This is a genomic window from Telluria sp. BA11, assembly GCF_056680305.1.
In genome coordinates, this window is record NZ_CM155275.1 from 4447261 (window position 1) to 4473469 (window position 26209).

28 protein-coding genes are annotated in these 26209 nt (G+C 63.1%); 16 read left to right on the plus strand and 12 right to left on the minus strand.

Translation table 11 applies throughout. The features are described 5' to 3' along the window. Positions 1-63: 63 nt before the first annotated feature. From AC1MGT_RS19555 to AC1MGT_RS19570, 4 genes are all read left to right on the plus strand, one after another. Entirely contained in the window at positions 64-408 is a 345-nt protein-coding gene (locus AC1MGT_RS19555) for an ElaB/YgaM/YqjD family protein (RefSeq protein ID WP_332529889.1), read from the plus strand. A 13-nt stretch (positions 409-421) separates the two neighbouring features. Further along, a complete protein-coding gene (locus tag AC1MGT_RS19560; protein WP_183550679.1) occupies positions 422-808 on the plus strand; it encodes a phage holin family protein in 387 nt (128 codons plus the stop codon). A 23-nt stretch (positions 809-831) separates the two neighbouring features. Next, positions 832-1230, plus strand: a complete 399-nt coding sequence (locus tag AC1MGT_RS19565) for a hypothetical protein (RefSeq protein WP_499501659.1) — start codon at positions 832-834, stop codon at positions 1228-1230. A 191-nt stretch (positions 1231-1421) separates the two neighbouring features. Beyond that, positions 1422-2564 carry a DUF3616 domain-containing protein gene (locus AC1MGT_RS19570; protein WP_499501660.1) on the plus strand — a complete coding sequence of 381 codons (1143 nt, stop codon included), beginning with the start codon at positions 1422-1424 and terminating at the stop codon, positions 2562-2564. A gap of 28 nt (positions 2565-2592) precedes the next feature. On the opposite strand, the gene AC1MGT_RS19575 is transcribed toward AC1MGT_RS19570, so the two are convergent. Next, positions 2593-2940: a hypothetical protein gene (locus tag AC1MGT_RS19575; protein WP_499501661.1), complete on the minus strand. Its 348-nt coding sequence runs from the start codon at positions 2938-2940 to the stop codon at positions 2593-2595. A 111-nt stretch (positions 2941-3051) separates the two neighbouring features. After that, the gene (locus tag AC1MGT_RS19580) at positions 3052-3510 is read right to left on the minus strand and encodes an outer membrane lipoprotein (RefSeq protein ID WP_499501662.1); all 459 of its coding nucleotides are present in this window, start codon (positions 3508-3510) and stop codon (positions 3052-3054) included. 247 nt (positions 3511-3757) lie between these two features. Between AC1MGT_RS19580 and AC1MGT_RS19585 the strand changes: the two genes are divergently transcribed. The 3 genes from AC1MGT_RS19585 to AC1MGT_RS19595 all read left to right on the plus strand — a co-directional run bounded on the left by AC1MGT_RS19585 (position 3758) and on the right by AC1MGT_RS19595 (position 6005). Then, positions 3758-4309, plus strand: coding sequence for a hypothetical protein (locus AC1MGT_RS19585; RefSeq protein WP_499501663.1), 552 nt, complete (start codon positions 3758-3760; stop codon positions 4307-4309). Positions 4310-4388: 79 nt separating this feature from the next. Then, the gene (locus AC1MGT_RS19590) at positions 4389-4703 is read left to right on the plus strand and encodes a BON domain-containing protein (protein WP_183550710.1); all 315 of its coding nucleotides are present in this window, start codon (positions 4389-4391) and stop codon (positions 4701-4703) included. A gap of 45 nt (positions 4704-4748) precedes the next feature. Next, a complete protein-coding gene (locus AC1MGT_RS19595) occupies positions 4749-6005 on the plus strand; it encodes an AI-2E family transporter (RefSeq protein WP_332529896.1) in 1257 nt (418 codons plus the stop codon). Between the two features lie 37 nt (positions 6006-6042). On the opposite strand, the gene AC1MGT_RS19600 is transcribed toward AC1MGT_RS19595, so the two are convergent. Beyond that, a complete protein-coding gene (locus tag AC1MGT_RS19600) occupies positions 6043-6957 on the minus strand; it encodes a YihY/virulence factor BrkB family protein (RefSeq protein ID WP_332529897.1) in 915 nt (304 codons plus the stop codon). Positions 6958-7043: 86 nt separating this feature from the next. Then, the gene (locus AC1MGT_RS19605; protein ID WP_499452995.1) at positions 7044-8072 is read right to left on the minus strand and encodes an OmpA family protein; all 1029 of its coding nucleotides are present in this window, start codon (positions 8070-8072) and stop codon (positions 7044-7046) included. A 525-nt stretch (positions 8073-8597) separates the two neighbouring features. Here AC1MGT_RS19605 and AC1MGT_RS19610 point away from each other — a divergent pair. The 4 genes from AC1MGT_RS19610 to AC1MGT_RS19625 all read left to right on the plus strand — a co-directional run bounded on the left by AC1MGT_RS19610 (position 8598) and on the right by AC1MGT_RS19625 (position 11720). Beyond that, the gene (locus AC1MGT_RS19610) at positions 8598-9200 is read left to right on the plus strand and encodes a winged helix-turn-helix domain-containing protein (RefSeq protein WP_183550722.1); all 603 of its coding nucleotides are present in this window, start codon (positions 8598-8600) and stop codon (positions 9198-9200) included. A 214-nt stretch (positions 9201-9414) separates the two neighbouring features. Then, a complete protein-coding gene (locus AC1MGT_RS19615) occupies positions 9415-10161 on the plus strand; it encodes a glutathione peroxidase (RefSeq protein WP_499501664.1) in 747 nt (248 codons plus the stop codon). Between the two features lie 2 nt (positions 10162-10163). Beyond that, positions 10164-11051, plus strand: coding sequence for a M90 family metallopeptidase (locus tag AC1MGT_RS19620; RefSeq protein ID WP_499504329.1), 888 nt, complete (start codon positions 10164-10166; stop codon positions 11049-11051). 114 nt (positions 11052-11165) lie between these two features. Continuing rightward, complete coding sequence (locus tag AC1MGT_RS19625) at positions 11166-11720, plus strand: hypothetical protein (protein ID WP_499501665.1); 555 nt, start codon at positions 11166-11168, stop codon at positions 11718-11720. 49 nt (positions 11721-11769) lie between these two features. Here the strand turns inward: AC1MGT_RS19625 and AC1MGT_RS19630 are convergent, their stop codons facing one another. The 4 genes from AC1MGT_RS19630 to AC1MGT_RS19645 form a co-directional block, all read right to left on the minus strand. Further along, positions 11770-12447: a hypothetical protein gene (locus AC1MGT_RS19630; protein WP_499501666.1), complete on the minus strand. Its 678-nt coding sequence runs from the start codon at positions 12445-12447 to the stop codon at positions 11770-11772. Further along, positions 12447-13286 (minus strand): hypothetical protein, encoded by an 840-nt coding sequence (locus tag AC1MGT_RS19635; RefSeq protein WP_499501667.1) that lies wholly within the window; start codon positions 13284-13286, stop codon positions 12447-12449. The genes AC1MGT_RS19630 and AC1MGT_RS19635 overlap by 1 nt, the downstream gene beginning before the upstream one ends. Before the next feature lie 547 nt (positions 13287-13833). After that, positions 13834-15192, minus strand: coding sequence for a DEAD/DEAH box helicase (locus tag AC1MGT_RS19640; RefSeq protein ID WP_499501668.1), 1359 nt, complete (start codon positions 15190-15192; stop codon positions 13834-13836). Positions 15193-15438: 246 nt separating this feature from the next. After that, positions 15439-16218: an inositol monophosphatase family protein gene (locus AC1MGT_RS19645; protein ID WP_183553544.1), complete on the minus strand. Its 780-nt coding sequence runs from the start codon at positions 16216-16218 to the stop codon at positions 15439-15441. Between the two features lie 181 nt (positions 16219-16399). On the opposite strand from AC1MGT_RS19645, the gene AC1MGT_RS19650 reads away from it, so the two are divergent. The 5 genes from AC1MGT_RS19650 to AC1MGT_RS19670 all read left to right on the plus strand — a co-directional run bounded on the left by AC1MGT_RS19650 (position 16400) and on the right by AC1MGT_RS19670 (position 20536). Continuing rightward, positions 16400-17179 carry an RNA methyltransferase gene (locus AC1MGT_RS19650; protein ID WP_499501669.1) on the plus strand — a complete coding sequence of 260 codons (780 nt, stop codon included), beginning with the start codon at positions 16400-16402 and terminating at the stop codon, positions 17177-17179. Between the two features lie 91 nt (positions 17180-17270). After that, positions 17271-18254, plus strand: a complete 984-nt coding sequence (locus AC1MGT_RS19655; protein WP_499501670.1) for an alpha/beta hydrolase — start codon at positions 17271-17273, stop codon at positions 18252-18254. Positions 18255-18283: 29 nt separating this feature from the next. Then, positions 18284-19141, plus strand: coding sequence for a response regulator (locus AC1MGT_RS19660; RefSeq protein WP_499501671.1), 858 nt, complete (start codon positions 18284-18286; stop codon positions 19139-19141). Positions 19142-19232: 91 nt separating this feature from the next. Beyond that, positions 19233-19928, plus strand: a complete 696-nt coding sequence (locus tag AC1MGT_RS19665) for a TetR/AcrR family transcriptional regulator (RefSeq protein ID WP_183550752.1) — start codon at positions 19233-19235, stop codon at positions 19926-19928. Between the two features lie 11 nt (positions 19929-19939). Continuing rightward, positions 19940-20536, plus strand: coding sequence for an LOG family protein (locus AC1MGT_RS19670; RefSeq protein WP_332529910.1), 597 nt, complete (start codon positions 19940-19942; stop codon positions 20534-20536). A 10-nt stretch (positions 20537-20546) separates the two neighbouring features. Here the strand turns inward: AC1MGT_RS19670 and AC1MGT_RS19675 are convergent, their stop codons facing one another. Genes AC1MGT_RS19675 through AC1MGT_RS19690 form a run of 4 tightly spaced genes read right to left on the minus strand, consistent with a single transcriptional unit; the run spans position 20547 to position 26148 of the window. Then, positions 20547-21662, minus strand: coding sequence for a diguanylate cyclase domain-containing protein (locus tag AC1MGT_RS19675; RefSeq protein ID WP_499501672.1), 1116 nt, complete (start codon positions 21660-21662; stop codon positions 20547-20549). Then, positions 21643-24402, minus strand: a complete 2760-nt coding sequence (locus AC1MGT_RS19680; protein WP_499501673.1) for a bifunctional diguanylate cyclase/phosphodiesterase — start codon at positions 24400-24402, stop codon at positions 21643-21645. Before AC1MGT_RS19680 ends, AC1MGT_RS19675 begins: the two co-directional genes overlap by 20 nt. Before the next feature lie 7 nt (positions 24403-24409). Further along, on the minus strand, positions 24410-24850 hold the full coding sequence (locus AC1MGT_RS19685) for a phosphate ABC transporter substrate-binding protein (protein WP_499501674.1): 441 nt from the start codon (positions 24848-24850) through the stop codon (positions 24410-24412). A 5-nt stretch (positions 24851-24855) separates the two neighbouring features. Continuing rightward, positions 24856-26148: a hypothetical protein gene (locus AC1MGT_RS19690; protein WP_499501675.1), complete on the minus strand. Its 1293-nt coding sequence runs from the start codon at positions 26146-26148 to the stop codon at positions 24856-24858. Positions 26149-26209: the final 61 nt, after the last annotated feature.

Consider the following 26209-nt stretch of genomic DNA (forward strand, 5'->3'; position numbering starts at 1 on the left):
TGACGGTGACCCGCCCCGTGCGGCGGGTCAGTTTCGATGATTGATTAGTGACAGGAGTAGAACATGCTAGACACTTCCCGCAACAGCAACGGCAGCATGCACCCGATCAGCGGCAGCACCTATGCCACCCAGTCCGACATGAAGGCTCTCGTGCGTGACGCGCAGTCGATGCTGACCGCCGCCGCATCGCTCACCGGCGAGAAAGCCGAAGAACTGCGCGAGCGTGGCATGGCGTTGCTTGACACCGTCCTGGGCGGCGCCAGCCTGGTCCCGACCCAAGCCGTGGTCAAGGGCAAGGAACTGGTTCATACCGCTGATGTCTACGTCAAGGACAATCCGTGGCGCATCGTGGCAGTAGCGGCAGGTGTCGGCGTGCTCATTGGCGTGCTACTAAGCCGCAAACATTAAGGTTGGGGGCTACGTGGATAAAGAAGAAGCAGTCGTGCATAACCCCGGCGTATTCGCCGGCATTTCCAGTCTGTTCAAGAGCCTGTTCGGCCTGGCCGTCTCGCGCGTCGAACTCGCCGCGCTGGAGCTGGCCGACATCCGCAATCACATCATCGAGCTGGTGGCCATCTTTGCCGTGGCCGCGCTGGCGGTCTGGTTTGCCATCGCCTTCGGTGCAATGACGATCGTCGCGCTGGCATGGGAATCGATGGGCTGGACCATCCTGTTGATCATGTTCGCCGTGTTTGCACTGATCACGGCCATTCTCGTGGCCAAGGGCATGGCCCTGATCAAGCAGAACAAGCTGGGCTTTCCTGCCACGATGAAAGAACTGAAAAACGACCGTGAGATGCTGCTGTGAGCGGCGCACCCAAAGAGGCCAACATGCACAAACACGACAAGACGACCGGGTTGGCCGGTCATCAACACAGCCTGGACCCGGCAACGCGCAAGCAGGAGCTGCTGCGTGAAGGCGAGTTCTTCCGCGCTGGCGTGGCCCATGCCAAGGCCAGCATCCAGCATGGCATCAAGCCTGAGGTGATGCTCCGCTCGGCCTTCGACCACACGACCGTGGCGCTGCGCACCAGGGCCGACGCGCTGCTCAAGCCGACCGGCACCAATGTGTCGATGCTGCTGCCGTATGCCATGACCGCCGTGAACTTCGTGCGCCAGCGTCGTATGGGCAAGCAGGCAGCGGGCGCCGCAGTTGGCGTGGGCATTCTGGGCTGGTACCTGAATCGCCGGCGCACGCGCAAGGCAGCCAAGGCTGCCAAGGAAGCATGAACCGGTGCCGGCGCCTTCGAGCGCCGGCACACGATCTGACCGCCACGAATAACGCTGCAGGGTAGTGCGCTGTACCGGCTTTGGTGGGGCTTGAACGGCGTTCCAATCGCAAGTTGGACGCCGTCTTTTTTTGTCCGCCTGCTCCCCGCCGATCCAGTATGCTGCCCCCGTCCCTTCACTGCGAGAACCCCATGCATCCCTCGAATATTGTCTTGCTCGAATTCCATCCGGAACGCGATGACCTCAGTCCCGACAAGGAGTTGCGCAACGGCCTGTCGGTGGCACTGCGCATGGGCAAGACGCTGTGGTTGGCAAACGATGAATCCGTCAGCATCGAGCGCCTGACGCTGGTGGAAGAAGACAGCCGCGGCCAGAGCAGCTTTGCGCGTGAGCACCATCAATTTGCGCTGCACGACTTCTTCGACCTGCCGCTGCCGGCCTTCGACATCGAGAAAGGCCGCATCAATGAGGCCGATGTCGAGGGGTTGGCCTGCGATGGCAAATATATGTGGGTCACCGGATCGCACAGCCTGCGCCGCAAGAAGCCCGACCCGCTCAATGGCAACAAGCGCACGCACAAGCGCTTGGCGACAGTCAGCGCCGACGGCAACCGCTATTTGCTGGGCCGCATTCCGATGGGCGAACAGGATGGCGTGCCCACCTTGCTCAAGGAGGTCGAGCACAAGGGCAAGCGCCGCACTGCTGCGCTGCTGCGCGGCGATGCGCACGGCAACGAACTGACGGTGCAGCTCAGGCAGGACGAGCACCTCGGCCCGTTCCTTGCCATTCCCGGCAAGGACAACGGCTTTGATATCGAGGGCATCGCGCTGGCGGGCAAGCACGTGCTGCTGGGCCTGCGCGGGCCGGTGCTGCGGGGTTGGGCCACCATCATCGAAGTGGCCCCGGTCGACGACGAGACACCGGGTTCGCTGCGCCTGGCGCCGCTCGACGCGGATGGCAACCTGTACCGCAAGCACTTCCTGGATTTGGGCGGGCTGGGCATTCGCGACCTGTGCAAACAGGGCAGGGATCTGCTGATCCTGGCCGGGCCGACGATGGATCTGGACGGCCCCGTGACACTATTTCGGTGGGTTGGCGGCGCCCAGCCGGATGGCGAAACGGTGGTTTCTGCCGAGGTATTGGAGCACGTGCTGAACCTGCCGTTCGGGCAGGGCGTCGATCACCCGGAAGGCATCGCGCTGTTCGCCAGTCGCGATGGGGCCGATGAGGGTTTGCTGGTGGTGCACGATTCGGCGTCGCCAAGCCGGCAGATCGGGGAGAGCACGCTGGTGGCGGACGTGTATCCGCTACCGTCGCGCAAGAAAAAGCGCTGACGCCAGCTGGCGCTGGCCAACTTCGGCGTCAGTTCGATGGCGCCTTGGTCAGCAGCGCGGAATCGCGCTGGAACGTTGCGCGTGCTTGGGCCACGCAGGCCTTGCGGTCGGCGGCAGGCTGTTGCTTGCAAGCGTTTTGCGCTTCCTGCAATGCGGCGCGCAGTTCCTTGCGCAGCGTCTGCTGCTCTGGATCGTTGCGGTACCAGCGTGCCGGATCGCCATTGGCAATTTCCTGAGCTTGCTGACGGGCGGCGACCTGACTGACATTGGCGTCGCCACCCGTGGCCGGCGTCGATTGGGCGGTGGCGGTCAGGCAGGTGAGGGAAGTTGAGAGCGCGAGCAGGCAAGCAGTGGCGGAGCGAATGACGTGGGCCATGATGGTCTCCAGAAGCGGTGCGGAAGAGGGTCGTGCTGACGGAGCGGAAGCGGGAAAGGGCGTATGCCCGATTTCCGCTCCCACTCTGGTAGTGCCGGGTCGATCTGTAGATCAGTAACGGTACACGCGGCCGTCGACGATGCGAACGCGGTTGCCCACGCGCAGATCGTAGACGCTGTCCTGCATCACGGCGCGGTATTCGCCGTTATCCATGCGGATATTGATCTGATACTGCTCAGGACCCTGTGCATTGCGGTTCTTTTCCACATTGTTACCCAGCGCAGCACCGGCAACACCGGCAGCCACGGTGGCTGCAGTACGGCCGCTGCCGCTACCGATCTGGTTACCGGCCAGTGCACCGACCACACCGCCCAGGATGGCGCCGGCGCCGCTGGTGCGGTTTTCACCTTGTGCGACCTGGATCGAATCGATCACGCCGTAGCCGGCCGAAGCGCTGCTGCTGGCATTGTTGTAGCCGCCGCCGAATGGCTGCTGGCTGTTGCTGGCACAACCGGTCAGCAGGGCGCCGGTGGCAAGGACGACAGCGATAAGTTTACGGTTTGCATTCATATTGTTCTCCTGACAAAAGGTTTTACTCAGAATAGACACCCTGGAGATGGGGGTCTGTGCGTTGCCGCACCCACCTTGTTCTGCTTCTCGGTCCAGCCACTAGCCTGCAGCGGAGAATATGTCAGGCAATTTGCGTTGTTTCAGTGACACAGCCCAACACTCTGCGTCTTGTGTTCGCCAGCGTACAGAAGCCCAGTGTGGTGCATGTAAAGATGGCGTCAGTGTTGACAAATGGTGAACAAAAATAATGAAGACTCCGCATCTGACATTCCTGATCGCTGTTGCCATGGCCTGGACTGCTCCGGCTCTGGCGCAAGTACCAGGCCAGGATGCGAAGGCCGCTTATCAATACGCGATGGATACTGCCGAAGCTGGCTACGACGCGGCCAAGGCCAGGTGTGACACCGTGGCCGGTGTGCCGCACGAGATCTGCGTTGCCGATGCCCGTGCAGCACGGGTCCGGATCGAAGAAGAGGCGACGGCAGCCCAGAAGAACACGCTCGCGGCTTATACCCAGGCACGCATGCGCATCGCGACCGCGTTCCATGAACGCGACAAGACGCGCTGTGGTGCACTTGTGGGTAACGACCGCGAAGTCTGTCTGGCCCAGGCCAATGCGACACTGGTTGCGCTTCAGGCTGATGCCCGGGCCGACCGCAAGGCGATCGAAGCGCGTCTGGATGCCAATGACGTCAAGATCGAAGCTGAATATCGCGTCGCACTGCAGAAGTGCGATGCCTTCGCCGGCGCTGTCAAGGACGGGTGCGTGAGCACCGCCCGGACGGCATACGGCAAATAAACCTGCGGGCCGGCTTGCCGGCGCCGCGCAATCCGCCCGCAAGGGTAAGTTTTAAACATGATCATTATTAGGAGCCATCATGAAAATCGCTAAAAGCATCATCTCCGCTGCCATCTTCGCTACCGTTGCTATCACCGCTGTCGGTTGCTCGTCGACCAACAAGCAAGCCAGCACCGGCGAATACGTCGATGACGCAGTGATCACCACCAAGGTCAAGGCTGCCCTGATCAACGACCCTAACGTGAAAGCACGTGAAGTCAACGTCGAAACGTTCAAGGGCGACGTTCAGCTGTCGGGCTTTGTTGCTGATGCACGCGATGCACAGCGCGCTGTCGAGATCGCACGTGGCGTCAAAGGCGTCACCGCAGTCAAGAACGACATCCGCGTGAAATAATAGTCGGATCGCCGGGGCGGCCCGGTCTTTTGTTCAGGCACACATATGCAGCTAGCTCAATCTGATCCGGCCATGCCGGCAACCCCGCCTGATACTGCCGCCCCGGGGGCTTTGCCCCCAAGCAGCAACGGTGACGCCCTCCATCCCGAGGTGCGTTCCACCGGCGACGATCTCGCGCTTCACATCGGTGCGCTACGCGTACCACTGCACGTCAACGCCCGCGGCCTCGCGCTCGGCGTACTCGCTACCATCGCTTTCGTCTTCGCGCTCCAATGGGCGCAAAAATTCTTCGTGCCGCTTCTGCTCGGCATTCTGATCGCGTATACCCTCAATCCTGTCGTACGCTGGCTCGAGCGCTGGCATATCCGCCGCATCGTCGGCGCCACACTGGTCACCGTCGTGATCGTGGGCGCGATGGCCGGTACCGTGTACCGGCTGCAGGGTGAATTCTTCAACATCATCGACGATCTGCCAACGCTGACATCGAAAGTCACGCGCATCCTGTCGAACACGACGGGCGAGCGCTCGACGCTGCAGCAGATGCAGGCGGCCGCCGCCGAGATCGAACGCGCGGCCAGCAATGTCGGCTCGGACGCCCGCCGCGTGACGCAGCAGCGGCGCCAGAATGCCGGTGATGCATCGTCGAGCTCGCCAATTCGCGTGATGGACTGGGTGCTGGCCGGCTCGATGAGCCTGGCTGCCTTCATGTCGCAGGCCACGATGGTGATCTTCCTCGTGTTCTTCCTGCTCCTGGCGGGCGACACGTTCAAGCGCAAGCTCGTCAAGCTGACGGGGCCTTCGCTGTCGCGCAAGAAAGTCACGGTCCATATCCTGGACGACATCAACACATCCATCCAGAGCTATATGTTCATGCTGCTGGTGACCAATGTCCTGCTGGCGCTGCTGATGTGGGGCACGCTGCGCGCGATCGGCCTGGAAAACGCTGGCGCATGGGCGGCATTTGCCGGTGTGGCGCACCTGATGCCGTATTTTGGTCCGCTCGTGATCACGGTCGCGACTGGCATGGCCGCATTCCTGCAGTTTGAAACCGTGGGCATGGTGACGCTGGTGGCGGGCGCTTCGCTCGGCATTGCGACACTGGTCGGCATGGTTGTGGCGACCTGGATGACCGGAAAGATCGCGCGCATGAATCCGGCGGCGGTCTTCGTCAGCCTGCTGTTCTGGGGCTGGCTCTGGGGTGTCTGGGGCTTGCTGCTGGGGGTGCCGCTCGTGATGGTGCTCAAGGTCGTGGCCGAGCGCGTCGAGGGGATGGAAGTCGTATCGGAGCTGCTGGGAGAATAAGGTCGGCAGCCAGGCCGCCGACCTTCGGGGTACAACGTTATTCCGCCTTGGGTTTCGGGTCCACGCCCGTCACCGACTTTGGCTTGTTACGCAAGCTACCCATCTGCAACGCATACTGGCGCGCGAATTCCGCGCCCAGGAAAAAGATCTGCGCCGAGTAATATACCCACAGCAGCAAGGCGATCAGCGAACCGGCGGCGCCGAAGCTGTCGGTAGTGCCGCTGTTGCCGATGTACAGGCCAATCCCGAACTTCCCCAGCGTGAACATCGCCGCCGTGCCAAGCGCGCCGATAGCCACGTCTTGCCACGACAGTTTGACGCGCGGCAGCAGCTTGTAGATCACGCCGAACAGGGTGGCGATGACCAGGAAGCCCAGGCCCGAAGCAATCCAGCCAATGACGATCGCAGCGTCTTGCCACATACCGCTGATAAATTTCTCAGCCACCGTTGTGGCGGCGCTGATCACCAGTGACACCATCAGCAGGAAACCCAGCACCAGAATCACGCCGAACGACAACAAGCGGGTGCGGATCAGATTCCAGATGCCGCCATTTGGTGGTGCCGGCAGGTTCCAGATTTCGTCCAGGCTGTCCTTGAGTTCTGAAAACACCGTCGTTGCACCGACGATCAGCAGCAATGTGGCCACGATTGTGGCAAACATGCCCGTTTCCTTGTTTTGCGCACCGGCCAGGATGGCCTGGATGGTATCGGCGCCCTGGACACCGACAAGACCGCGCAATTCATTGAGCAGCTGCCCTTGAGCTGCTTCCGCACCGTAGAAAAAACCGGCAACGGCGATCACCAGCACCAGGATCGGCGCCAGCGAAAACAACGTGTAGAACGCCAGCGCAGCCCCTTTGCTGGACGCCCGGTGATCGATCCAATCCATGACTGCAGCGCGCAGAACCTGATAAATCTGATGCGTGTACGGGAACCATTTATTCACTGCCATAACCGCTTCTCCAAAAGAAAAGGGGGCCGAAGCCCCCTCGATCTCGCATGGTCACCGCCGACATGCGGCAGTGACAGCTTCAGGTATTAACGCTGGACTGGGACTTCAACCGTGATCTGGTCGACTTCGACGCGACGGTTAGGTTCCAGGCAAGCGATCAGCTGAGCGCGGCCTTTCTGGTTGCACTCGACGACTGGGTTAGCTTCGCCCTTGCCGATGGCGCGCAGACGGTTGCCGTCGATGCCTTTGCCGATCAGATACTCACGCACGGCCATGGCGCGACGCTCCGACAGCTTCTGGTTGTAGGTTTCCGAACCCAGACGGTCGGTGTAACCGGTGATTTCGACGTTGGTGACGCTGGTGTCAGCTTGCAGGGCAGCAGCGATTTCGTCCAGCTTAGGTGCTGGGGTGATCACGACAGCCTTGTCGAAGGCGAACATCTTGGTCGCTTCGAGGGTGACTTTCTGGAAGCGTGGTGCTGGTGGTGGTGGCGGTGCGACTGGCTCAGGTGCTGGAGCTGGTGCTTCGACCACTGGTGCCGGTGCTGGCATTGGTGCTGCTGGTGGTGGGTTGAACGCGTAGTTCACGCCGACGGTCAGCATTTTGTTGTTGCTGCGCTTGAAGCCGAACAGTTCGTCATCACGCAGGAAGCCACGCACGGTGCGCAGGTCAGCTTGCAGCGACCATTGCGGGGTCAGGCTTGCCTGGAAACCGATACCAACGGTGCCGTACGGCGAGTTTTTCTCGACGTTACGCAGTGGATTGTTGACCTTGTCACGCTCAACACCCAGACCGAACAGGATGAATGGACGGAAACGCTCACGGCTCAGCATCAGCAGAGCGTCTGCGCCCAGCAGGGTCTGGCGGTATTCGCTGCGACCCTGTTCGAAACGGGTCTGGCTGGCGCCGACCTGGATGTCCCAGTTCTGACTGACCGCCTTACCGAACTTCAGGCCGCCACCCGTGTCGCGGTCATCAACGCCGAAGTCTGCATCTGGCTTAACGTGGTTCACGCTAGGCTGGATATACCACGATGGGTTGATCTCTTGCGCGAGGGTGGCGCCGGATGCGCACAGCAGTGCTGCAGCCAGGGCGATTTTCTTGGTGTTGTTCACAGGTAACTCCCGTTGGTTAAAATTGATGACAAAGCATGCGTCAGCAGCTAAGTTGGATAAAGCTTAACAGTGCCAGTTCCGAATCCTCGGTGCGCTACCGCACCTAATGCAAAAACGCTGTGCGATTTTACAACAGTGGTCAAATTCGCACATTTCTAAGGTGAAACGAACTGTAACGACGCTGTCATGTTGCGCATGAGGAGGGTGCGCACTGCAGAATGTCATGTTGCAGTCATGCAGGTATAGTGTTGCTTGTGCAGATGACATGATGCGGCAGCGTTGTCATGTCTTAGAGAGTTTACAAGATTGCCAAGAGTTCCACCAGCGGTGCCAAAACAACGCGTTTTGTGCCCTGCACCATGGTGCTTTTAGGAATCTTGTCGAATGTTGGATGGCGCACAGACCATGGTGTCTGATGCAGGCAATCTTGAGGCTAGTTAAGCGGAACCGAGATGTTGTCAGGGTGTCACACGACACACAGCGACCCGGACCACACAGTCTCACTCTCTATTGGAGCTAATCAATATGCATGCAACGACACAGCACAACGCAGCCGAGACCGGCGCAGTGCACACCTCCGGCAATTCGGCGCTGATCGAACGCGTCCCACCACAGCCAACCGAGCGCGCACCGATTTCGTTGGCCCCGATCGAGCGCGTGCGTTCGACGTCTGCCACCCAGCGCCGCATTGAAAACATGCAAAAGCTGATCAACGAACTCTCGAGCCATGAAATGCTGGCCGATGAGATTGCCTGGTTCCTCAAGTTTTCGCCGTCCGGCGCCCGCAAGTACATCCGCGACCTGCGTGAAGCCGGCGTGATCGAGCTGGCCCGCTACATCGAAGGCACCGCCACCTACCTGGGCAAGGCCGTGTACCAGATTTCGCCAGATCCAGACCGCGTCAAGGCGTTCCTGGCAGCGATCTGCCAGCCAAAGCGCGAAGGCGTTGCCCCACGCAAGGAGCGTCCGGGCCTGCGCGAGCAAAACATGGCTGGCAGCGGCCGTCACTTCCATATTTTGGCTGATGACACCCACTACGCCATCCGCGTCAATCGCAGCCCTGTGGCACGCGATCCACTCGTTGCAGCACTGTTCGGCCCGCCACCAGGCCAACCTGCAGTCAAGTAAGGCGCCGCAGTTGCGCCCCCGGGCTGGTGCGGTCGAGACCCGCACTGGCCACGGTCCTGACGAACGCTGTCGTCCTTCGCCGCGCATTTTGCGCGGTTTTGTTTTTGGGGCGCGTTTTTTACACCGTATGTGTTGAAAACAAATCAATAGTCCTCAACTGACGTGCCATATCGCTGTGTTTGCGCGATGCACAATCAACCAGATAGGAGTATCGATGTTACCGAGTGCCGAATCGCTGGAAGGCAAACCCGTACCCAAGGTGACGTTCAAGGCGCGCCCCGACGATCAGTGGCGCGATGTGACGTCCGATGAGTTGTTCAAGGGCCGCACCGTGGTGGTCTTTTCGCTGCCCGGGGCATTTACCCCAACCTGTTCCTCGACCCATCTGCCGCGCTACAACGAGCTGGCGCCCGTGCTGCGCTCGCATGGTGTCGATGAGGTGCTCTGCATTTCGGTCAATGACGCCTTCGTCATGAACCAGTGGAAAGCAGGGCAGGACGCCGCCAACATCACGGTCATCCCGGACGGCAATGGTGACTTCACGACCGGGATGGGCATGCTGGTCGACAAGCGCGACCTCGGTTTCGGCAGCCGCTCGTGGCGCTATTCGATGCTCGTGCGCGACGGCGTGATCGACAAGATTTTCATCGAGGCCGACAAAGAGGGCGATCCGTTCGAGGTGTCGGATGCCGACACGATGCTTGACTACGTTGCGCCGCAGGCACAGGTGCCCGAGCCGGTGGTGATGTTTTCGCGGCCCGGCTGCCCGCACTGCGCGCGCGCACGGCAGGCGCTGCAGGATCAGGACATCCATTTCACCGACATTTCCGAAGACCAGAAGATCAATTCGATCGTCTTGCGCGGCATCAGCGGCCGGATGACGTGGCCACAAGTATTCGTTGGTGGTGAATTGATCGGCGGCGCCGACGACGTGCAGGCCTGGCTCGCCAACCGGACCTGATGATGGAAGCACTTGCTGTCGGGTTGCTGGGCGTCGTTATCCTGGCCGCCTGGCTGGTGTCCAAGTGGCGGTTGCGCCGCGCCATAGCCCGGCCGCTGCCGGCAGAGCATGTGGCGATCCTGGCGCGCAATGTCATGCAATACAGTCGCATGGACGATCTGCAGCGCCAACAATTGGCGCGGATGGTCCAGCATTTTCTGCATGAAAAAAAGTTCGTCGGCTGCGCCGGGCTCGAGTTGACTGACGAAATGCGCGTGACCATTGCAGGCCAGGCGTGCTTGCTGCTGCTGGGTCGTGTCGGCGGCAATGCAAAGCCGGTCAGTTATCCGACGCTCGAGATGGTTCTGGTGTATCCGGGGGCGTTTCTGGCGCCGCGCAAGCAGATCGATGCCTCCGGCGTGGTGACTGAAGAGCGGCAGGACTTGCTGGGTGAATCGTGGGGCGATGGGCGCGTCATCCTGTCGTGGGATCATGTGCGGCGCGGCGATACCGCCGATGCGCCTGGCCACAATGTCGTGTTGCACGAGTTCGCGCATCAGCTCGACAGTGAGTCCGGCAGTACCAATGGCGCGCCGTATCTGGGTAGCAGCGAGCGCTACCGTAGTTGGTCCGAGGTGTTGACGCGCGACTATGCGAACCTGCGGCACGATGCCATGTGGGGTAAGCAGGGAGTGCTTGACCATTACGGCGCCACCAATCCCGCCGAATTTTTCGCCGTCGCCACGGAAAGCTTCTTCGAGCAACCGCACCAGCTGGCCGCGCGCCATCCCGCCTTGTATGACGAATTCCTCAAGTATTACAGGATCGATCCACGTCAATGGCAACATGCCCCGACTGCGCCCGTGGAGGAACCGCCGCAGTATGGCGTGGTCTACGGGCAGTGGCGCTGAACGCTGAAGTCGTCAAATTGAAGGCGGCTGGCTGTGACAGGGTGCGTGCGGCGCCGTACAGATGGGTCGCTGCTGCGGGCGCATGCTGGCCTCTCTATCCAGGAGGATTTGCCCATGTCTATGATCATCGCAGGACGTTTCCAGCTTCAGGACGAGGTCGACCGCGCGCGTAGCGCACTGGTCGACGCCGGCTTCGACGCCGATCGCATCAGCGGCTTCTATCTGAGCCAGCCGGGTCAGCACGATGTGACGCCTATCGGTAGCGACAATTTGCAGTCGCCCGGTGCGAAGGACACGCCCGAAGGCGTCGTTCAGGGCATGGCGACAGGTGGTGCGGTTGGTGTGGCCGTTGGTGCGGCAACGTCACCCGTTACCGGGCCGATCGGGCCGATCGTCGGCGGGCTCGTGGGCGGGCATATTGGTTCGCTGTTCAGCTTTTCGAAAATGAAAGACCGGGGCGAACCGGAAGAGGGCGGCGAGAACGCAGTGGCGCCGCGCACGGCCGGCATGCTGGTGGCGGTTGCGTTTACCGATCCCGCGCTGGAAGCCCGCGCCGTTGACTTGCTGCGCGGACTCGGCGCACATCATATCGAGCGTGCGCAGGGCAATATCGTGGCTGGTGACTGGGCCGATTTCGATCCGTCGAGTCTGCCGGACGTGATTGCCTGAGGTGTCAGTGGGGTTCGGCTGACGTCCTTGTGTCAGTGCACGGGGCAGATCAGGTCTTGGCGGGTGAACCCGGCTTGAGCGTCTTGAGTGTGGCGTTGTGGAGCTGTATTTTCTCCAGCGCAGCGCCCACTTGCGAAAACTGGCCCCTGGCGATGCTGCCGACCAATAACAGAATCCCTCCTACGAGCCCGGTGACTTCGCCGATGACACCGATGCGGCGGATTTTTTCGGCCGCCTCTGCCGTCAGGGCCATCAGCCGATGTTGTGGCTCTTTGAGATCCTGGATCACGAATATGGCCGCGTCGGCGTACAGCGCATGGGCGTACTGGCGCAGCAACCGCTCATCGTCGGTCAATGCGCGCATCAGGGCCTTTTGCGCATCCGGCATGGTGCGATCGTTGTAACCCGCAATCTCTTGCAGGATACGTTCGTGCAGATCATCGGCGATACAGACCACACTGTCGGCCAGGTCAACGACGCATTGCATGGTCGATAGCGCATTGGCGCGATTGGCGCCGTCTGTATCGAACCCGGTTGCGGCGGCTTGCTGTGCAGATGGCGGCATGCCAGGCGTCATTGTTGCGACGATCGCGTCGGGCGTGCATGGCTGGTTGGGCAGAGGCGATGTCGCTTGCGGGCGCGGAGCGGCCGGTGGTGGCGTGTTTGCTTCGTCGGATGCGCCGTGGTCGGGATTGCTGTGTGAAGATGTCGCCATGATATTCCCCATTATTCGCCGCTGAGAGCGTCGCGGATCAGATTCAGGTCGTGAACATAGCCCGCCAGCATATGGCGCGTTTCCTCGCTGCTGAGCTTATCCATGTTCTCGCGCATTTTCTGGTGGCCCAGTGCCACCTTGGTCAGGCCCTGCTGGGCCAGCTTGTAACGGCGGTCGATCAGCTTGTACTCGGCTGTCTTGTTTTGCAAATGCACCTTGGCCAGCGTCACCAGCATGCGATCGGCATTGCGGTTGGCCATCGGAATTTCGACGTTGAAGAGGCCCAGCACGGTCTTCCGTTCATTCTCGTTGGCCTTTTCATAGATGCGGGTCAGCACGATCATTGCATCGATCAGCGTCTGCACATCGGCATTCCCATCGCGCACCATGGTGTCGACGCTGCGGTTCTGGTAGCGGGAAGTGATCACCCGCGTCAGCAGTCGGGTCATCCCTGTATAGGCTGCCACGTGCCGCTGCTGCAAGCCCGAATCCGTCATCGCCTTGAGACCGCTTCCCAGATCATCGATGCGTCCGGACAAGTCGTACCGGCCATCGCCTGCCAGCGAGCTCAATGTCTGCATATACAACACGAGTGTTTTCTGAATCGCAATAAAATCATCAAACACCGCCCGCCGCCGGGCATCGGTATCGCGCGCCACGCGCTCGGCCTGCGGCGACAGATACGGCAACTCGCGCTCATAGGTATCCCGATACCGGCGCGACAACTCTGCATACCCGCCCAGCCTGGCCGACGCATCCGCAAACTCCCGCACCTCACCCAAGCTGACCTGCCCCGTAGAAGCACACCCGGCCACCAACACCCCCACCAGTACCAGCACCCTGCGCGTCATACCACCTCCCGCACCACAAAAGCTCATTCTTCCCACCCACCTGCCACACAACTTTGTTTTTCCTCAATATCCACCCATTAACACGGCCAAAATAAAAATGAGGGTCAGAGTCGAATTAAATGACAACTTTAAAAGTTATCAAACAATTCGACTTTGACCCCAATTGATAAGTAATTGATTTCGAGGAAGTCGATAATGCAACAATCTTCTGGCGAATTGATTCCCGGATGTTGCTCAATAATTCGACTCTGACCCTCATTAAATACAAGGCCAAAAGCAGCTAAGCGGAAATAAAAAGGGCCTCGCGGAGGAAGCTATTTTTTATTGGATATTGATTCGCGAACTTCTGCCAGTTTCGGGAATCTTCAGCAGCAAAAACAATGAGGGTCAGAGTCGAATTAAATGACAACTTTTAAAGTTGTCAAACAATTCGACTCTGACCCTCATTGTTGGGTAAGAGCTTTGGCGATATTAACCTTCAGGTGACATCGAATCAGCGAGTGGTGTGACAAAGTTTCTCGATAATTCGACTCTGACCCTGATTGGGTTAGCGGTCGCGGCGCACTGCGGAGGCGGGGCGTGGGCCGCTGCGTTTTGCAGCTGCGGGGGCGCCACCTGGGGTGCGGGGCTTGTTGCCACCGCCGCCGCCGCCGTTACCACGGCCACCGCCATTGCCGCCGCCCGGACGACCGCCGCGGCCGGTGTGGCCTGGGGCGCCGCTGCGCAGCTGGATTGGTTGTGGCTTGGCGTTCATGTCGGGCTCGAAGCCTTCGATGACTTCACGTGGCAGGGTTTGCTTGATCAGCTTTTCGATGTCTTTCAACATCTGGTGTTCGTCAACGCAGACCAGCGACACCGCTTCACCCGTCGCGCCGGCACGGCCCGTACGTCCTATGCGGTGGACGTAGTCTTCCGGGATGTTCGGCAGGTCGTAGTTCACCACGTGTGGCAACTGGTCGATGTCGATGCCGCGCGCAGCGATGTCGGTGGCGACCAGCACTTGCAGGCTGCCGTCCTTGAACTCGGCCAGCGCCTTGGTGCGTGCCGACTGGCTCTTGTTGCCGTGGATCGCCATCGCGCCGATGCTGTCCTTGCCCAGTTGCTCGACCAGCTTGTTGGCGCCGTGCTTGGTGCGCGTAAACACCAGCACCTGCGTCCAGTTATTCGTCTTGATCAGGTGCGACAGCAGCGGGTGCTTCTTGTCGCGGTCGACCGGGTGGATCTTCTGTGCGATGACTTCCACGGTCGAGTTGCGGCGCGCCACTTCGATCATCTGCGGGTTGTTCAGCAGGCGATCGGCGAGCGTCTTGATCTCTTCCGAGAACGTGGCCGAGAACAGCAGGTTCTGGCGCTTGGCCGGCAGCAGTGCCAGCACTTTGCGGATGTCGTGGATGAAGCCCATGTCCAGCATGCGGTCGGCTTCGTCCAGGATCAGGATTTCGACTTTCGACAGGTCGACCGTACCCTGGCCAGCGTGGTCCAGTAGACGGCCCGGCGTGGCGACGAGGATGTCGACGCCATGCTTGAGCAGCTTGATCTGTGGATTGATGCCGACGCCGCCAAAGATCACGGCCGAATTCAGGTTCGTGTACGTGCCATACAGGCGCACGCTTTCCTCGACCTGGGCCGCGAGTTCGCGGGTCGGGGTCAGCACCAGCGCGCGGATCACGCGTGGCGAGGTCTTGTTTTTCTGCGCTGCGCCGATCGTGTCGTTCGACAGGCGATGCAGGATCGGCAGCGTGAAGCCAGCCGTCTTGCCGGTACCGGTCTGGGCGCCGGCGAGCAGGTCGCCGCCGTTCAAAACGGTTGGAATGGCCTGGCTCTGGATCGGGGTCGGGGCGGTATAGCCTTGTTCGGTTACCGCGCGCACGATCGCGTCAGAGAGACCAAGTGAAGAAAATGACATAGATTTTTTCAGTAAAAAAGCGGCCCGTCGCCATGCATGGCGGCAGTCCTGGAATCGGATTGATCGATGCAGGCGCGCAAGCTAGCGGGCGCCCGGACGCTGCCGCACAGGCGGCTAGCAGGGATTATAGTGAAGTGTATTTCACTGTAGAAAGTATTTGACGCAGAACTCTGTAACGTTTTGTACAAAAGCACAGGCCACTGGCAAGCACTGCCTGCGAGTGGCCTGACTGTTACAACGTGTATTTTACGCGAAAGGCGACAACAGCGGGACAAGCGCGCCGAAAACCTTCGGACCGGCGGCGATCACGTCACCCTTGTTCAGGTAATCCGATTCGCCGCTGAACTCGCCGACGATGCCGCCAGCTTCGGTCACCAGAAGGGCGCCGGCGGCGATGTCCCAGATCTTCAGGTTCTTTTCAAAGAAGCCGTCGATGCGGCCAGCGGCCACGTTGGCCAGTTCCAGCGCTGCCGAACCGCCGCTGCGCACGCCATGGCTGCGCGAGGCGACGACTTCGTACATGCGCAGGTATTCGGCCAGGGCGCGTGGATCAGGACCATGGCCCGACGACAGCAGGGCGCGGCCGATCCGCTCGGTGCTGCGTACGCGGATACGCTTGTCGTTCAGGTAGGCGCCGCCGCCCTTGGTGGCGGTGAACAGGTCGTTGCGGACCGGGTCGTAGACCAGGCCGTTCGTGATCACGCCGCGCTGCTTGAGCGCGATCGAGATGCAATAGTTGGGATAGCCGTGCAGGAAGTTGGTGGTGCCATCGATCGGGTCGATGATCCACACGTTTTCACTCTCGTCGTTCAGATTGGCTGATGCACCGCTTTCCTCGGCCAGGATGGCATGGCCCGGATACGCCTTGAGCAGCGTTTCGACGATTTCATGCTCCGCCGCCTGGTCGACGTCGGTGACGAAATCGTTGTGTTGCTTTTCCGAAACGACGATGCGGTCGATGTCGAAGGACGCACGGTTGATGACGGTGGCGGCGCGGCGGGCGGCCTTGATGGCCGTGTTGAGCATTGGGTGCATGGAGGCTTTTCCGTAAGAACGCGAACGCCCACTCACGCACCGATGGGGCGCCGTGAACGATCAGCTATTGAAGAGTGATTAAAGAGCAGGGTGGCGCCGGAACCCGTTACAATCCGGGGCTTGCCCCCGCTACCGTAAAACCGTCCGCACCACGCGATGGTCGCTATTGTAAATGAACCCGACCCAAACCGACACTTCTTCTTTCAGCCCGCTGCCGCTGTTTAGCCGTTTGCGTTTCGTCCTCGTCGAAACGAGCCGTGCCGGCAACATCGGCTCGGTCGCGCGTGCGATGAAAACGATGGGCTTTACCGATCTGGTGCTGGTCACGCCGAAGTGCGCCGATTTCGTCAACGATCCCGAAGCCGTCGCCTTTGCCAGTGGCGCGGGGGATGTGCTGAACAACGCACGGGTCGTACCCGATATCGGTGCTGCGCTCGACGGCTGCAACTTCGCCGCCGCCGTCTCGGCCAGATTGCGCGAATTCTCGCCCCCTGTCTGGACCCCGCGCGCGTTCGCCGAACATGCCGGCGCCACGCCCGACCTGCGCGCCGCCATCGTGTTCGGCAACGAGCGCGTGGGGCTGCCGAACGACATTGTCGAGCGGTGCAATGTGCTGATCAACATCCCGGCCAATCCCGACTATTCATCGTTGAACCTGTCGCAGGCGGCCCAGGTGCTGGCCTACGAGGCGCGCATCGCCTCTGTCAGCGGCGCGCCCGCTACCCGTGGCGTCGGTTTCCAGGGCGACGCCGCCAGCGTGACCCAGATCGACGGCATGTACGCGCACCTCGAGCAGGCACTGGTCGCCATCGGTTTCCTGAATGCCGACAACCCGAAAAAGCTCATGCCGCGCATCAAGCGCATGTTCGCGCGCGGTGGCCTGGAACTCGAAGAGGTCAACATCCTGCGCGGCATCGCCCGCGCGATTCTGAAGGACGCGCCACCCCGCTGATGTCGCCGCAGCCAGCCTATACTCGCGTCATGGATACCGATCGCATCGCTCCGCGCTCATACCGCGCCAGCCGTTCAGCCAAGGTGCCGGCATGAGTTCGCGCCAGCTGCTGCGCCTCGTCCTGCTCGTGCAGGTGCTGGTCGCCTGCGCCATCGGCGCGGCCGCCGCCCGGGCCGGCGCCGGGCCGTGGCAAGCCGCCACCATCGGCCTGGGGAGCGTGATCCTCGTGCGCCTGGCGATCAACGCGAACAATTTTGTGATGAGCCGGCGCGCTGCCAGCCCGACGCCGCCCGAATACCGGATCGGGGTTGCTGCCGCGTTGCGGATGTTTGGCGAAGAATTTGGCGCCAGCATGCTGGCCAGTTCCTGGCACATGCCGCGCGCGCGGCCCCGCACGCGCATCCATCCCGGCAGCAGCACGCCGCCCGTCCTGCTGCTGCACGGTTACGGTTGCAACAGCGGTTATTGGGCGCATCTGGCGGCGCGGCTCGACGCCGCCGGCATCAGCCACGCCACGCTCGACCTGGAACCGCTCACCGGCGACATCGACGGCTTTGCCGATGCGATCGAAGAGGGCGCAACACGGTTGCGGCGCGCGGCCGGTGCGCAGCAGGTCATCCTCGTCGGCCATAGCATGGGTGGCCTGGCCGCGCGCGCCTGGCTGCGCCGGCATGGCAGTGCGCAGGCGGCGCGCGTCATCACCCTCGGCACGCCGCATCACGGTACATGCCTTGCCGCGTTCGGCATCGGCATCAACGCCGCGCAGATGCGGCGGGCGGGTACCGACGGACCCGCCTGCGCGTGGCTGAGCGAGCTCGCGGCGCACGAAGATGCTGCCACGCGCGCGTGCATCACGTCGATTTACACGCATCACGACAATATCGTGGCGCCGCAGACATCGGGGCACCTGGAGGGTGCGCGCAACATCGACATCGGCGGCGTCGGCCACGTCGCGCTGGGTCGCAACCGGCGCGTGCTGGCGATCGTCATGGACGAGATCGGACGCGTGCCGACAGACAGTCCGGCACCCCCCGTTTTGCGTGAATCCGCCCCGCGCCCCAGCGTGGTACAGTGATGTCAATAACGCATCCTTTGGAGCACCCAGTGGCGCGCATCCTGATCATCGAAGACAACCCGGCGAACATCGAACTGATGTCGTTCCTGCTCAGCGCCTATGGCCACGCGCCACTCAGCGCGGCCGATGGCCCCCGCGGCGTGGCCGCTGCGCGCAGCGAGCGTCCCGACCTGATCGCCTGCGACGTAAATCTGCCCGGGATGGACGGTTTTGCCGTGCTCGCCGAGCTCAAGGGCGACCCGGCGCTGGCCGGCGTGCCCATCCTGGCCGTGACCGCGCTGGCAATGACAGGCGACCGTGAAAAAGTGCTGGCCGCCGGCTTCGATGGTTATATCAGCAAGCCGATCGAGCCCGAAAGCTTCGTCGCGGAGCTCGAAGCCTTTCTGACCCCTACGCCAGCGTCTGCGCCGGCGCCGGCAATCGCGACGCCGCCGGCCCCGGCTCAAATCCAGTCAACGTCGGCAACCGCGTCAACCGAGGCCGCCACCACGCCGGCCGCAGATGCACGCACGCTGCTGCTGGTCGACGACGACCGCTTCATGCTCGGGGTGCTCAACGACATGCTGATCGGCCAGCCGTACCGGGTGCTCAGCGCCTGCTCGGGCGAAGAAGCGCTCCAGGTGCTGTCGCATGAGCCGGTTGAGGTGATCCTGTGCGACCAGGCCATGCCCGGCATGCGCGGTACCGAGGTACTGGCCGAGGCGGCAGTGCGCTATCCGAAGACGGTGCGCCTGATGCTGTCGGGCCAGCCCGACCTGACCGACATCGAAGCAGCCATCAAGAGCGGCGTGGCCGATGGCCATTACATCAAGCCGCTTGGCGCGCGGGCGCTGCGCGAGCAGCTCGACGAAGCGTTCCGCCTGCAGAGTGCGCGCAGGACCGGATAACATGAATCCCCGGCCAGTCATCCGGCAGATGGCTCGATAGAACGACCGTTCGATGATATCCTTGCGGGAACAAACACGAACAGCGGCCTACATGCAACAAAAAGCACCGCGCCGGACCCGTGAACGCATCCTCGAGCTCTCGCTCAGGCTGTTCAACGAGTTCGGCGAGCCCAATATCACGACCACCGTCATTGCCGAGGAGATGAATATCTCGCCCGGCAATCTGTACTACCATTTCCGCAACAAGGACGACATCGTCAATTCGATCTTCGTCCAGTTCGAGGCGGAGATCGAGCGCATCCTGACGGTGCCGGCCGGGCGCCGCTCGAACATGGAAGACGTGTGGCTGTACCTGCACCACATGTTCAAGCTGATCTGGCGCTACCGCTTCTTCTACCGCGACCTGAACGATCTGCTGTCGCGTAACCGCAAGCTCGAACTGCACTTCAAGGCGATTCACGCGCACAAGATCAAGGTGGCGCGCCAGCTGTGCGAAGACTTGCGCAGCGAAGGCTCGCTCGACGCGTCCGATCAGCAGATCGGCGCCATGGCCACCAATATGGTGGTCGTGGCAACTTACTGGCTGTCGTTCGAATACGTGCGCAACCCCCGCAAGTACAGCGAGCAGCAGGCCATTGCCGATGCGCTCGCGCGCGGCTGCTACCAGGTGCTGTCGATGGTCGGGCCCTACCTGAATGGCGAAACCCGCGTCCTGTTCGAGAAGCTGTCTGACGACTATCTGAAAAAACTGTCGGCCGACGCCAGGCCCGGCGCTGACTTCCTTTGAAAATGCACACGATGAAAACCCTTGCTGTCTACTGCGGCGCCGCACGTGGCGTCAACCCTGCCCACGCCGATGCCGCGCGCCTGCTGGCGCGCGCCATGGTCGACCACAACATCAGCCTCGTCTACGGCGGCGGCAAGGTCGGCCTGATGGGCGTGATCGCCGATGAAGTGCTGCGCCTGGGCGGCGAAGCCACCGGCGTCATCCCCCGCGCCCTGGTCGAGCGCGAAGTAGGCCACGCGGGCCTCACGCGCCTGTTCGTCGTCAAGGACATGCACGAGCGAAAAGCAATGATGGCCGACCTGTCCGAAGGCTTCATCGCCATGCCGGGCGGGATGGGCACGCTCGAAGAGCTGTTCGAGATGGTGACCTGGGCCCAGCTGGGCATCCACGCCAAGCCGATTGGCCTCTTGAACGTGAACGGTTTCTACGATGGCCTGCGTACCTTCGTGGGCCACCAGGTGGCCGAAGGATTCGTGCGGCCCGAGCACGAAGACCTGATGATCGCCGACAGCGATCCCGACGTGCTGATCCAGCGCCTGCGCGCGGTGGTGCCGGTCGTGCTGGAGTCGAGCCTGCCAGCGGCGGCGGCCGACGAGTTGAAAGGCTAGCGCTGAAAAACTAAGCGACTTCGATCCGGTCGCGTCCTGCCGCCTTGGCCCGGTACAGCGCCTTGTCGGCGCGGCTGATCGCTTCCGTAAACGCTTCGCCATCGCGCCGTTCGGCCAGGCCGGCCGAAAAGCTGATCCGCCGCGCCGGCGTCATGCCGTCGATCTGCAGCGCGTGCACGCGCGTGACGATGCGTTCCAGTACCTGGCGCGCCGCCTGCGGTGTGGCGTCCGGCAGCAGCAGCAGAAATTCTTCCCCGCCCCAGCGCGCCAGCGTGTCGTGCTCGCGCAGCGCGCCATGCGCCGCGCCGGCAAAGCCGCGCAGCACGGCGTCGCCCACGGCGTGCCCATACTGGTCGTTCACTTCCTTGAACAGGTCGAGGTCGAGCAGCGCCACGCAGCTGGCAGAGGACGCCGAGCGCCGTTCTTCGGCGCCCAGCAACTCGTTCATGTGGCGGCGGTTGGCCAGCGACGTCAATTCGTCGACGGTAGCAAGCGTACGGATGGTGTCGAGGGCCGCCAGCAGCTCCTGCCTGCTGGCCTTCATGCGCCGGCGCAGCTTGGTCATTTCGCTGGCCAGCAGCGTGGTCGCCAGCAATGCCGCGGCCAGGTAGCCGAAGGTCATCGCTTCGACGGCGGGCGGATGGCCCATGGGATCGATTGCCTGCAAATACCACATGATGCCGGCCATGCCCGCCAGCGCGGCGCCAACCAGCAGCAGTGCGCGGCGCGGGTGCATGGCGAACGTGCAGAAGGCGATGGCCACCACCAGCATGCTCAGGAGTGAGGCGCGCAGCGGGCCAGCGATCGCATAGCCCGCGATGATGCAGCCGATCGCGAACAGCGATTGCAGCGCGGCCAGCATGTCGGGCGCGATCTTCAGTCGCGTGCTGAAATGGATCAGGGCGTAGAACGCGAGCGTGCCGCATGCGGCGATGATGCTCAGCACCAGCGCGGGGCCGCGCGGGGTGTAGCCGGCCCCGACCTGCGCCGCCAGCAGGCCCATGGTCGCCACATACAGCATGGCAGTGGCGATCCAGTAGTTGCGCATGCGGCGCAGCATGAGCGCCGGATGGGCCGGCGCAGCGGTGGTATCGGTGCTATCGGTACTACTCGGCGCAGGGGTCATGCGCGTCTCCTGCGCTGCCTGCGAGCAGGCGTGCGATGTCGCTGGCCGGGAGCGGCCGGCTGAACAGGTAACCCTGCATTTCGTCGCAGTCGTTGGCGCGCAGGAAGTCGCGCTGCTGTTCGGTCTCGACGCCTTCGGCAATCACGCGCAGGTCGAGCTTGTGGCCCAGCGAGATCACGGCCATCGCGATTGCCTGGTCGTCGGGCGAGTCGGCCAGGTCGGCGACGAACGACTTGTCGATCTTGAGGCGGCTGATCGGGAACGACTTGAGCGCCGACAGGCTCGAATAGCCCGTGCCGAAGTCGTCGATCGACAGCGCCACGCCCATCGCTTCGAGCTCGCGCATCTTGTCGACCGAGCGGCCCAGGTCGCGCATGATCAGGCTTTCGGTGACCTCGACTTCGAGGCCGTCGGCCGGCAGGCCGCTGGCGCGCAACGCCTCGGCAACGCGTTCGACGAGGCGCTTGTCTTCGAACTGGCGCGCCGAGACATTCACCGACACGCTGACCGGGGGCAGGCCAGCCGTGCGCCAGGCCTGGGCCTGGGCGCAGGCGGTGCGCAGCACCCAGTCGCCGATCTGCACGATCAGGCCACTCTCCTCGGCCAGGCCGATGAAGCGCAGCGGCGAGACCAGGCCCTGCTCGGGATGGTGCCAGCGAATCAGCGCCTCGACGCCGAACAGGCAATTCGTGCGCAGGTCGATCTTCGGCTGGTACAGCAGCTGGAACTGGCAGGGGCCCGGATAGTCTTCGGCGCAGGTGTCGATCGCCGCGCGCAGGCCTTCGAGCAGCACGAGCTTTTCGTCGACGCTCTCGTTCATTTCGCTGACGTAGTACTGCACGTTGTTGCTGCCCAGTTCCTTGGCGCGGTACATGGCCACGTCGGCGTGCATCATGAGGGCGTTGGCGCTGGCGCCGTCGCGCGGGTAGAACGTCACGCCGACGCTGCAGCTCACTTGGACCTCCTGGCCCTCGACCAGCACCGGCTCGGTCACGGCTTCACGCACCCGCTCGAGCAGGGGCGCGATTGCCATCGGGTCGCCCGCGAGGTCCGGCAACAGGATCACGAATTCGTCGCCGCCAAAGCGCGCCAGCGTATCGTCGCTCCGCAGGCAGCGATGCATGCGCGCGCCGACCACTTTGAGCAGTTCGTCGCCGGCGTTGTGGCCCAGCGTGTCGTTGACCAGCTTGAAGCCATCGAGGTCGATGAACGCGAGACCAACCGCGCGGCCCGCTTCGGCCGCAGTGACGATCGCCTGGCCCAGGCGCTCGCGCAGCAGGCTGCGGTTGGGCAGGCCGGTCAGGTCGTCGTGGTGCGCCAGATGGCGGATGCGCTGCTCGCCCATCTTGCGCTCGGTGATGTCGCGCACGATCACGACGACGCCATCCTCGACCGCCACCGCCTGGCGGTGCAGCCAGACACCGGGCTGGGGCAGGGTCTGCGCCTGCCACTCCGTTTCGCGCGCAATGCCGTCGCGCGCCACCGCCGACAGGTCGTCGAAGACGGATTGACTGATCGACGGTGGCAGCAGGCCCGAGATCGGCTTGGCTGCCATCTGCTGCTTGGTCAGGCTGGTGAAGCGCTCGGCGCGGCTATTGGTGGTGGCGACCACGAAATCACGCACCTCGCCGCGCGGACCGAACACGGTGCGCAACACGAAGAAAGCGTCGGGGCTGGCTTCGGATGCAGCGGCGTAGGTTTCCTGCGCCAGCCGTTCGCGCCGGCGCGCCTTGGCCAGCTGCCACGACCACGCGCTCACCAGGATCACGACGGCAATCAAGAGCGCACTGGCCGCGCCCGCGCCAAGCAGCCAGGCGCGCCGGCCCTGATAGAAATCGGCCATCTGTTCGGCTTCGGACAAGCCGGCCACCGCGACCAGCGGGAAGCTGTTCATCGGCCGGCTGGCGACGGTGCGGCTCTCGGACTCGAGCACGGGTGCGCCGCGCGCGGTCGTGCCGGCCGCCACACCGCCATGTGCGCCCGGCACGAAGCGCTGGCCCCACGACACCGTGTCGCCCACGCGCAGCGCGCGCAGCACGCCGTCGGTGCCCGCCATGCCGAGCAGGCCGCGATCGCCCTGGCGCGAGCGCTCGTAGCCGCTGGTGAAATAGGCCGGGTCGAGCGCGACGACGGCCACGCCGGAGAAGCGCCCGGCCGCATCGTTGATGCGGCGCGAAAAGTGGACGGTCGGTTCCCTTGAGGCTTCGCTCAGGCTGGTCAGGCTGACGAACGGCACGTCGTCGCGGGTCTGGCGATGAAATTCGAACCACGCGGTGCGTGCCAGGTCATGCTTCTTCGACGCGGGATTGCTCGCGACAATGTGTCCGCTGGCGTCGCTGATCTCGACCTGGAACACGAGGCCGGGTGGCAGCAGGCCCTTGGCTTCGAGCGCGGGCAGGGCGCCGGTCGGGCCATTCTGCTCGACCGCGTACTTCAATACGCGCAGGGTCTGGTCGATCGCGCTCAGGCTGCGCGCCAGTTGCGCTTCATAGGTGTCGAGCAGTTCCTGGGTCGCGTCGCGCGTGGCCACGACAGCGGCGCGGCGCTCCGAGTCGATCACGTGCAGCGTGCCGAACCACATTGCGCCCAGCAGCGCCAGCGCGAACAGCGGCAGCGAGATGTGTGTTTCGAGCGCCAGACCAAGCCAGCGTGCGAGCAGGCCGCGCGTGCGCTGCGCGCCTGCCGCCGGCTCGCCGTCGCTGGCGAGCGACGGCCCGCTGGGACGCGCGAGCATGTTCATGGCGTGCTCACTGCAGCACCAGCACCGGGCGTACGGACGGGTCGAGCGCAGCGCGCTCGATGTAGCCGATCATCGACGGGTTATCAGCCACCATGCGGCGCACGGCGGCGTCGCTCGCGGCTTCGCGCGGCGGCTGGCCGCGGCCGGTAAAGACCATCTTGGACCAGTGGGCCTTGAGCAGCGCCGGGGTCTTGCCGGTGAGCTGGCGATAGAACAGGTCGCGCTGCGCTGCGCCCAGCCCCTGGTCGATGGCGACGGCGGCCGCGCCATCCGGGAAGCGGCCCGTCTGGCCGAGGAAGATGGCGCTGACCTGTTCGGCGTTGAGCACCGGGTTCGGGTTGCGGCTCGAGACGATGACGACCAGTTCGGCCGACGCGTTCGTGGCGACGAAGCACAGCGTGCACAGGGCCAGCAGGTGGCGGGAATAATTACCGAGGCGTGTTTTCATCGGCGTCAAAAGACAAAGTCCAGCGCAATGCTGGTCACGTTAGTCGTGCGGTCCGAACGAAACGCAGGCGTGGAATTGATCAGGGTGCCGCGTGAACCGCCGCGTGGTCGCACGCTCTCGAACTGCAGCTTGAGGGCGACGTTGGTGGCGACGTCCCAGCGCACGCCGGTGCTCCAGGTGGTCTGGATCGGAATCGTTGCCAGCAGCGTGTTCAGCGCGCCGTTGATCTGGGCGGCGCCGGCGGCGACCGGCGGGGGCAGGCCTTGCAGTGACAGGCCGGGGTCGGACGTCGCCACATCGGCGCGGATCTGCGCATAGCCGATGTAGGGCGTGAAAGCGCCCTGGCGCCAGCCGGCGCCGACATACACCGACGTGCCGCCGCCGAGCAGGGAGTCGGTACGGGTGCGTCCCGTCTCGGCGGTGACGAACCAGGCGCCCGGGTCATAGCTGGCGCCCGCGCTGATCATCGTCACACGCTTGTCGACGATGGCATAGCGCTCGGCGAGCATCTGGCCCTGCGGACCGAACATGCGCAGGCCGGCGAACAGGTCGGCGGCAATGTCGGTGTTCAGGCGCGCGCGCGCCGCTGACAGGCGCACGGTCAAGGGGCCGTAGTCCATGCTGTGCGACAGGCCCAGGATGTTTTCGGCGTCGATTTGCAGGCCGAAGCCCAGATCCTGGTCGGTGCTGCCCGAAAACACCTGCGTTGCGTGACGCACGGCGCCCGCGTTCCAGCGCCAGGTCGCGTCGACCCCGTCGCTGCTTGAAATCGGCAGGGCGCCATAGACTTCGACCGGCGTGCGCACCCACGGAATGGTGTAGCCGACCTTGCGCGATTCAGCGCCGAGAAAGACGGGCAGTGCGATGCGGCCGACGCGCAGTGCAAGATCGGGCGTCATCTGGTACTTGATATTGGCCCATTCGATGCGCGGATGGTAGTTGCCGTTCAGACGCTGCTCGCTGATTACCTGCAGCACGCCCGACCAGGCGCCCTGGCCCACGTCGAGCTGGGCGCCAAGGCGGCTGTCGACGTCGGGGCTCCAGGAGCCAGATACGCCGGCGCCGCTGGCGCGCAGGATGGACGAGGTGAAATCGGCATCGCGGTTGTTCGAACGGACAACGCCGAGCGTGCCGAAGCCGGACAGCTTCCACGTGGGGACTGCGGTCGTGTCAGGCGCCGGGTCGGCGACCTGTGCTTCTCCTTGTGTCTGCGCCTGTGCGTGGAGCGGCGTGCAGGCGAGCACACAAGTGGCAAATGCGGCAGGCAATAGCGTGCCGGGAAAATAGTGCGAAAGCATGTGATGTGATGTTGGCGCCAAGGGCCTGTGCGGTGTCGGGTAACGCCGGACTGGAATCCGA

Coding starts and splice junctions, on each gene's coding strand:
- AC1MGT_RS19620 (WP_499504329.1), top strand. CDS start 10,164: ATGGAAGCACTTGCTGTCGGGTTGCTGGGCGTCGTTATCCTGGCCGCC.
- AC1MGT_RS19645 (WP_183553544.1), bottom strand. CDS start 16,218: ATGCTCAACACGGCCATCAAGGCCGCCCGCCGCGCCGCCACCGTCATC.
- AC1MGT_RS19650 (WP_499501669.1), top strand. CDS start 16,400: ATGAACCCGACCCAAACCGACACTTCTTCTTTCAGCCCGCTGCCGCTG.
- AC1MGT_RS19590 (WP_183550710.1), top strand. CDS start 4,389: ATGAAAATCGCTAAAAGCATCATCTCCGCTGCCATCTTCGCTACCGTT.
- AC1MGT_RS19585 (WP_499501663.1), top strand. CDS start 3,758: ATGAAGACTCCGCATCTGACATTCCTGATCGCTGTTGCCATGGCCTGG.
- AC1MGT_RS19685 (WP_499501674.1), bottom strand. CDS start 24,850: ATGAAAACACGCCTCGGTAATTATTCCCGCCACCTGCTGGCCCTGTGC.
- AC1MGT_RS19665 (WP_183550752.1), top strand. CDS start 19,233: ATGCAACAAAAAGCACCGCGCCGGACCCGTGAACGCATCCTCGAGCTC.
- AC1MGT_RS19570 (WP_499501660.1), top strand. CDS start 1,422: ATGCATCCCTCGAATATTGTCTTGCTCGAATTCCATCCGGAACGCGAT.
- AC1MGT_RS19670 (WP_332529910.1), top strand. CDS start 19,940: ATGAAAACCCTTGCTGTCTACTGCGGCGCCGCACGTGGCGTCAACCCT.
- AC1MGT_RS19610 (WP_183550722.1), top strand. CDS start 8,598: ATGCATGCAACGACACAGCACAACGCAGCCGAGACCGGCGCAGTGCAC.
- AC1MGT_RS19630 (WP_499501666.1), bottom strand. CDS start 12,447: ATGGGGAATATCATGGCGACATCTTCACACAGCAATCCCGACCACGGC.
- AC1MGT_RS19625 (WP_499501665.1), top strand. CDS start 11,166: ATGTCTATGATCATCGCAGGACGTTTCCAGCTTCAGGACGAGGTCGAC.
- AC1MGT_RS19595 (WP_332529896.1), top strand. CDS start 4,749: ATGCAGCTAGCTCAATCTGATCCGGCCATGCCGGCAACCCCGCCTGAT.
- AC1MGT_RS19680 (WP_499501673.1), bottom strand. CDS start 24,402: ATGAACATGCTCGCGCGTCCCAGCGGGCCGTCGCTCGCCAGCGACGGC.
- AC1MGT_RS19565 (WP_499501659.1), top strand. CDS start 832: ATGCACAAACACGACAAGACGACCGGGTTGGCCGGTCATCAACACAGC.
- AC1MGT_RS19555 (WP_332529889.1), top strand. CDS start 64: ATGCTAGACACTTCCCGCAACAGCAACGGCAGCATGCACCCGATCAGC.
- AC1MGT_RS19615 (WP_499501664.1), top strand. CDS start 9,415: ATGTTACCGAGTGCCGAATCGCTGGAAGGCAAACCCGTACCCAAGGTG.
- AC1MGT_RS19575 (WP_499501661.1), bottom strand. CDS start 2,940: ATGGCCCACGTCATTCGCTCCGCCACTGCTTGCCTGCTCGCGCTCTCA.
- AC1MGT_RS19655 (WP_499501670.1), top strand. CDS start 17,271: ATGAGTTCGCGCCAGCTGCTGCGCCTCGTCCTGCTCGTGCAGGTGCTG.
- AC1MGT_RS19690 (WP_499501675.1), bottom strand. CDS start 26,148: ATGCTTTCGCACTATTTTCCCGGCACGCTATTGCCTGCCGCATTTGCC.
- AC1MGT_RS19640 (WP_499501668.1), bottom strand. CDS start 15,192: ATGTCATTTTCTTCACTTGGTCTCTCTGACGCGATCGTGCGCGCGGTA.
- AC1MGT_RS19600 (WP_332529897.1), bottom strand. CDS start 6,957: ATGGCAGTGAATAAATGGTTCCCGTACACGCATCAGATTTATCAGGTT.
- AC1MGT_RS19635 (WP_499501667.1), bottom strand. CDS start 13,286: ATGACGCGCAGGGTGCTGGTACTGGTGGGGGTGTTGGTGGCCGGGTGT.
- AC1MGT_RS19580 (WP_499501662.1), bottom strand. CDS start 3,510: ATGAATGCAAACCGTAAACTTATCGCTGTCGTCCTTGCCACCGGCGCC.
- AC1MGT_RS19675 (WP_499501672.1), bottom strand. CDS start 21,662: ATGACCCCTGCGCCGAGTAGTACCGATAGCACCGATACCACCGCTGCG.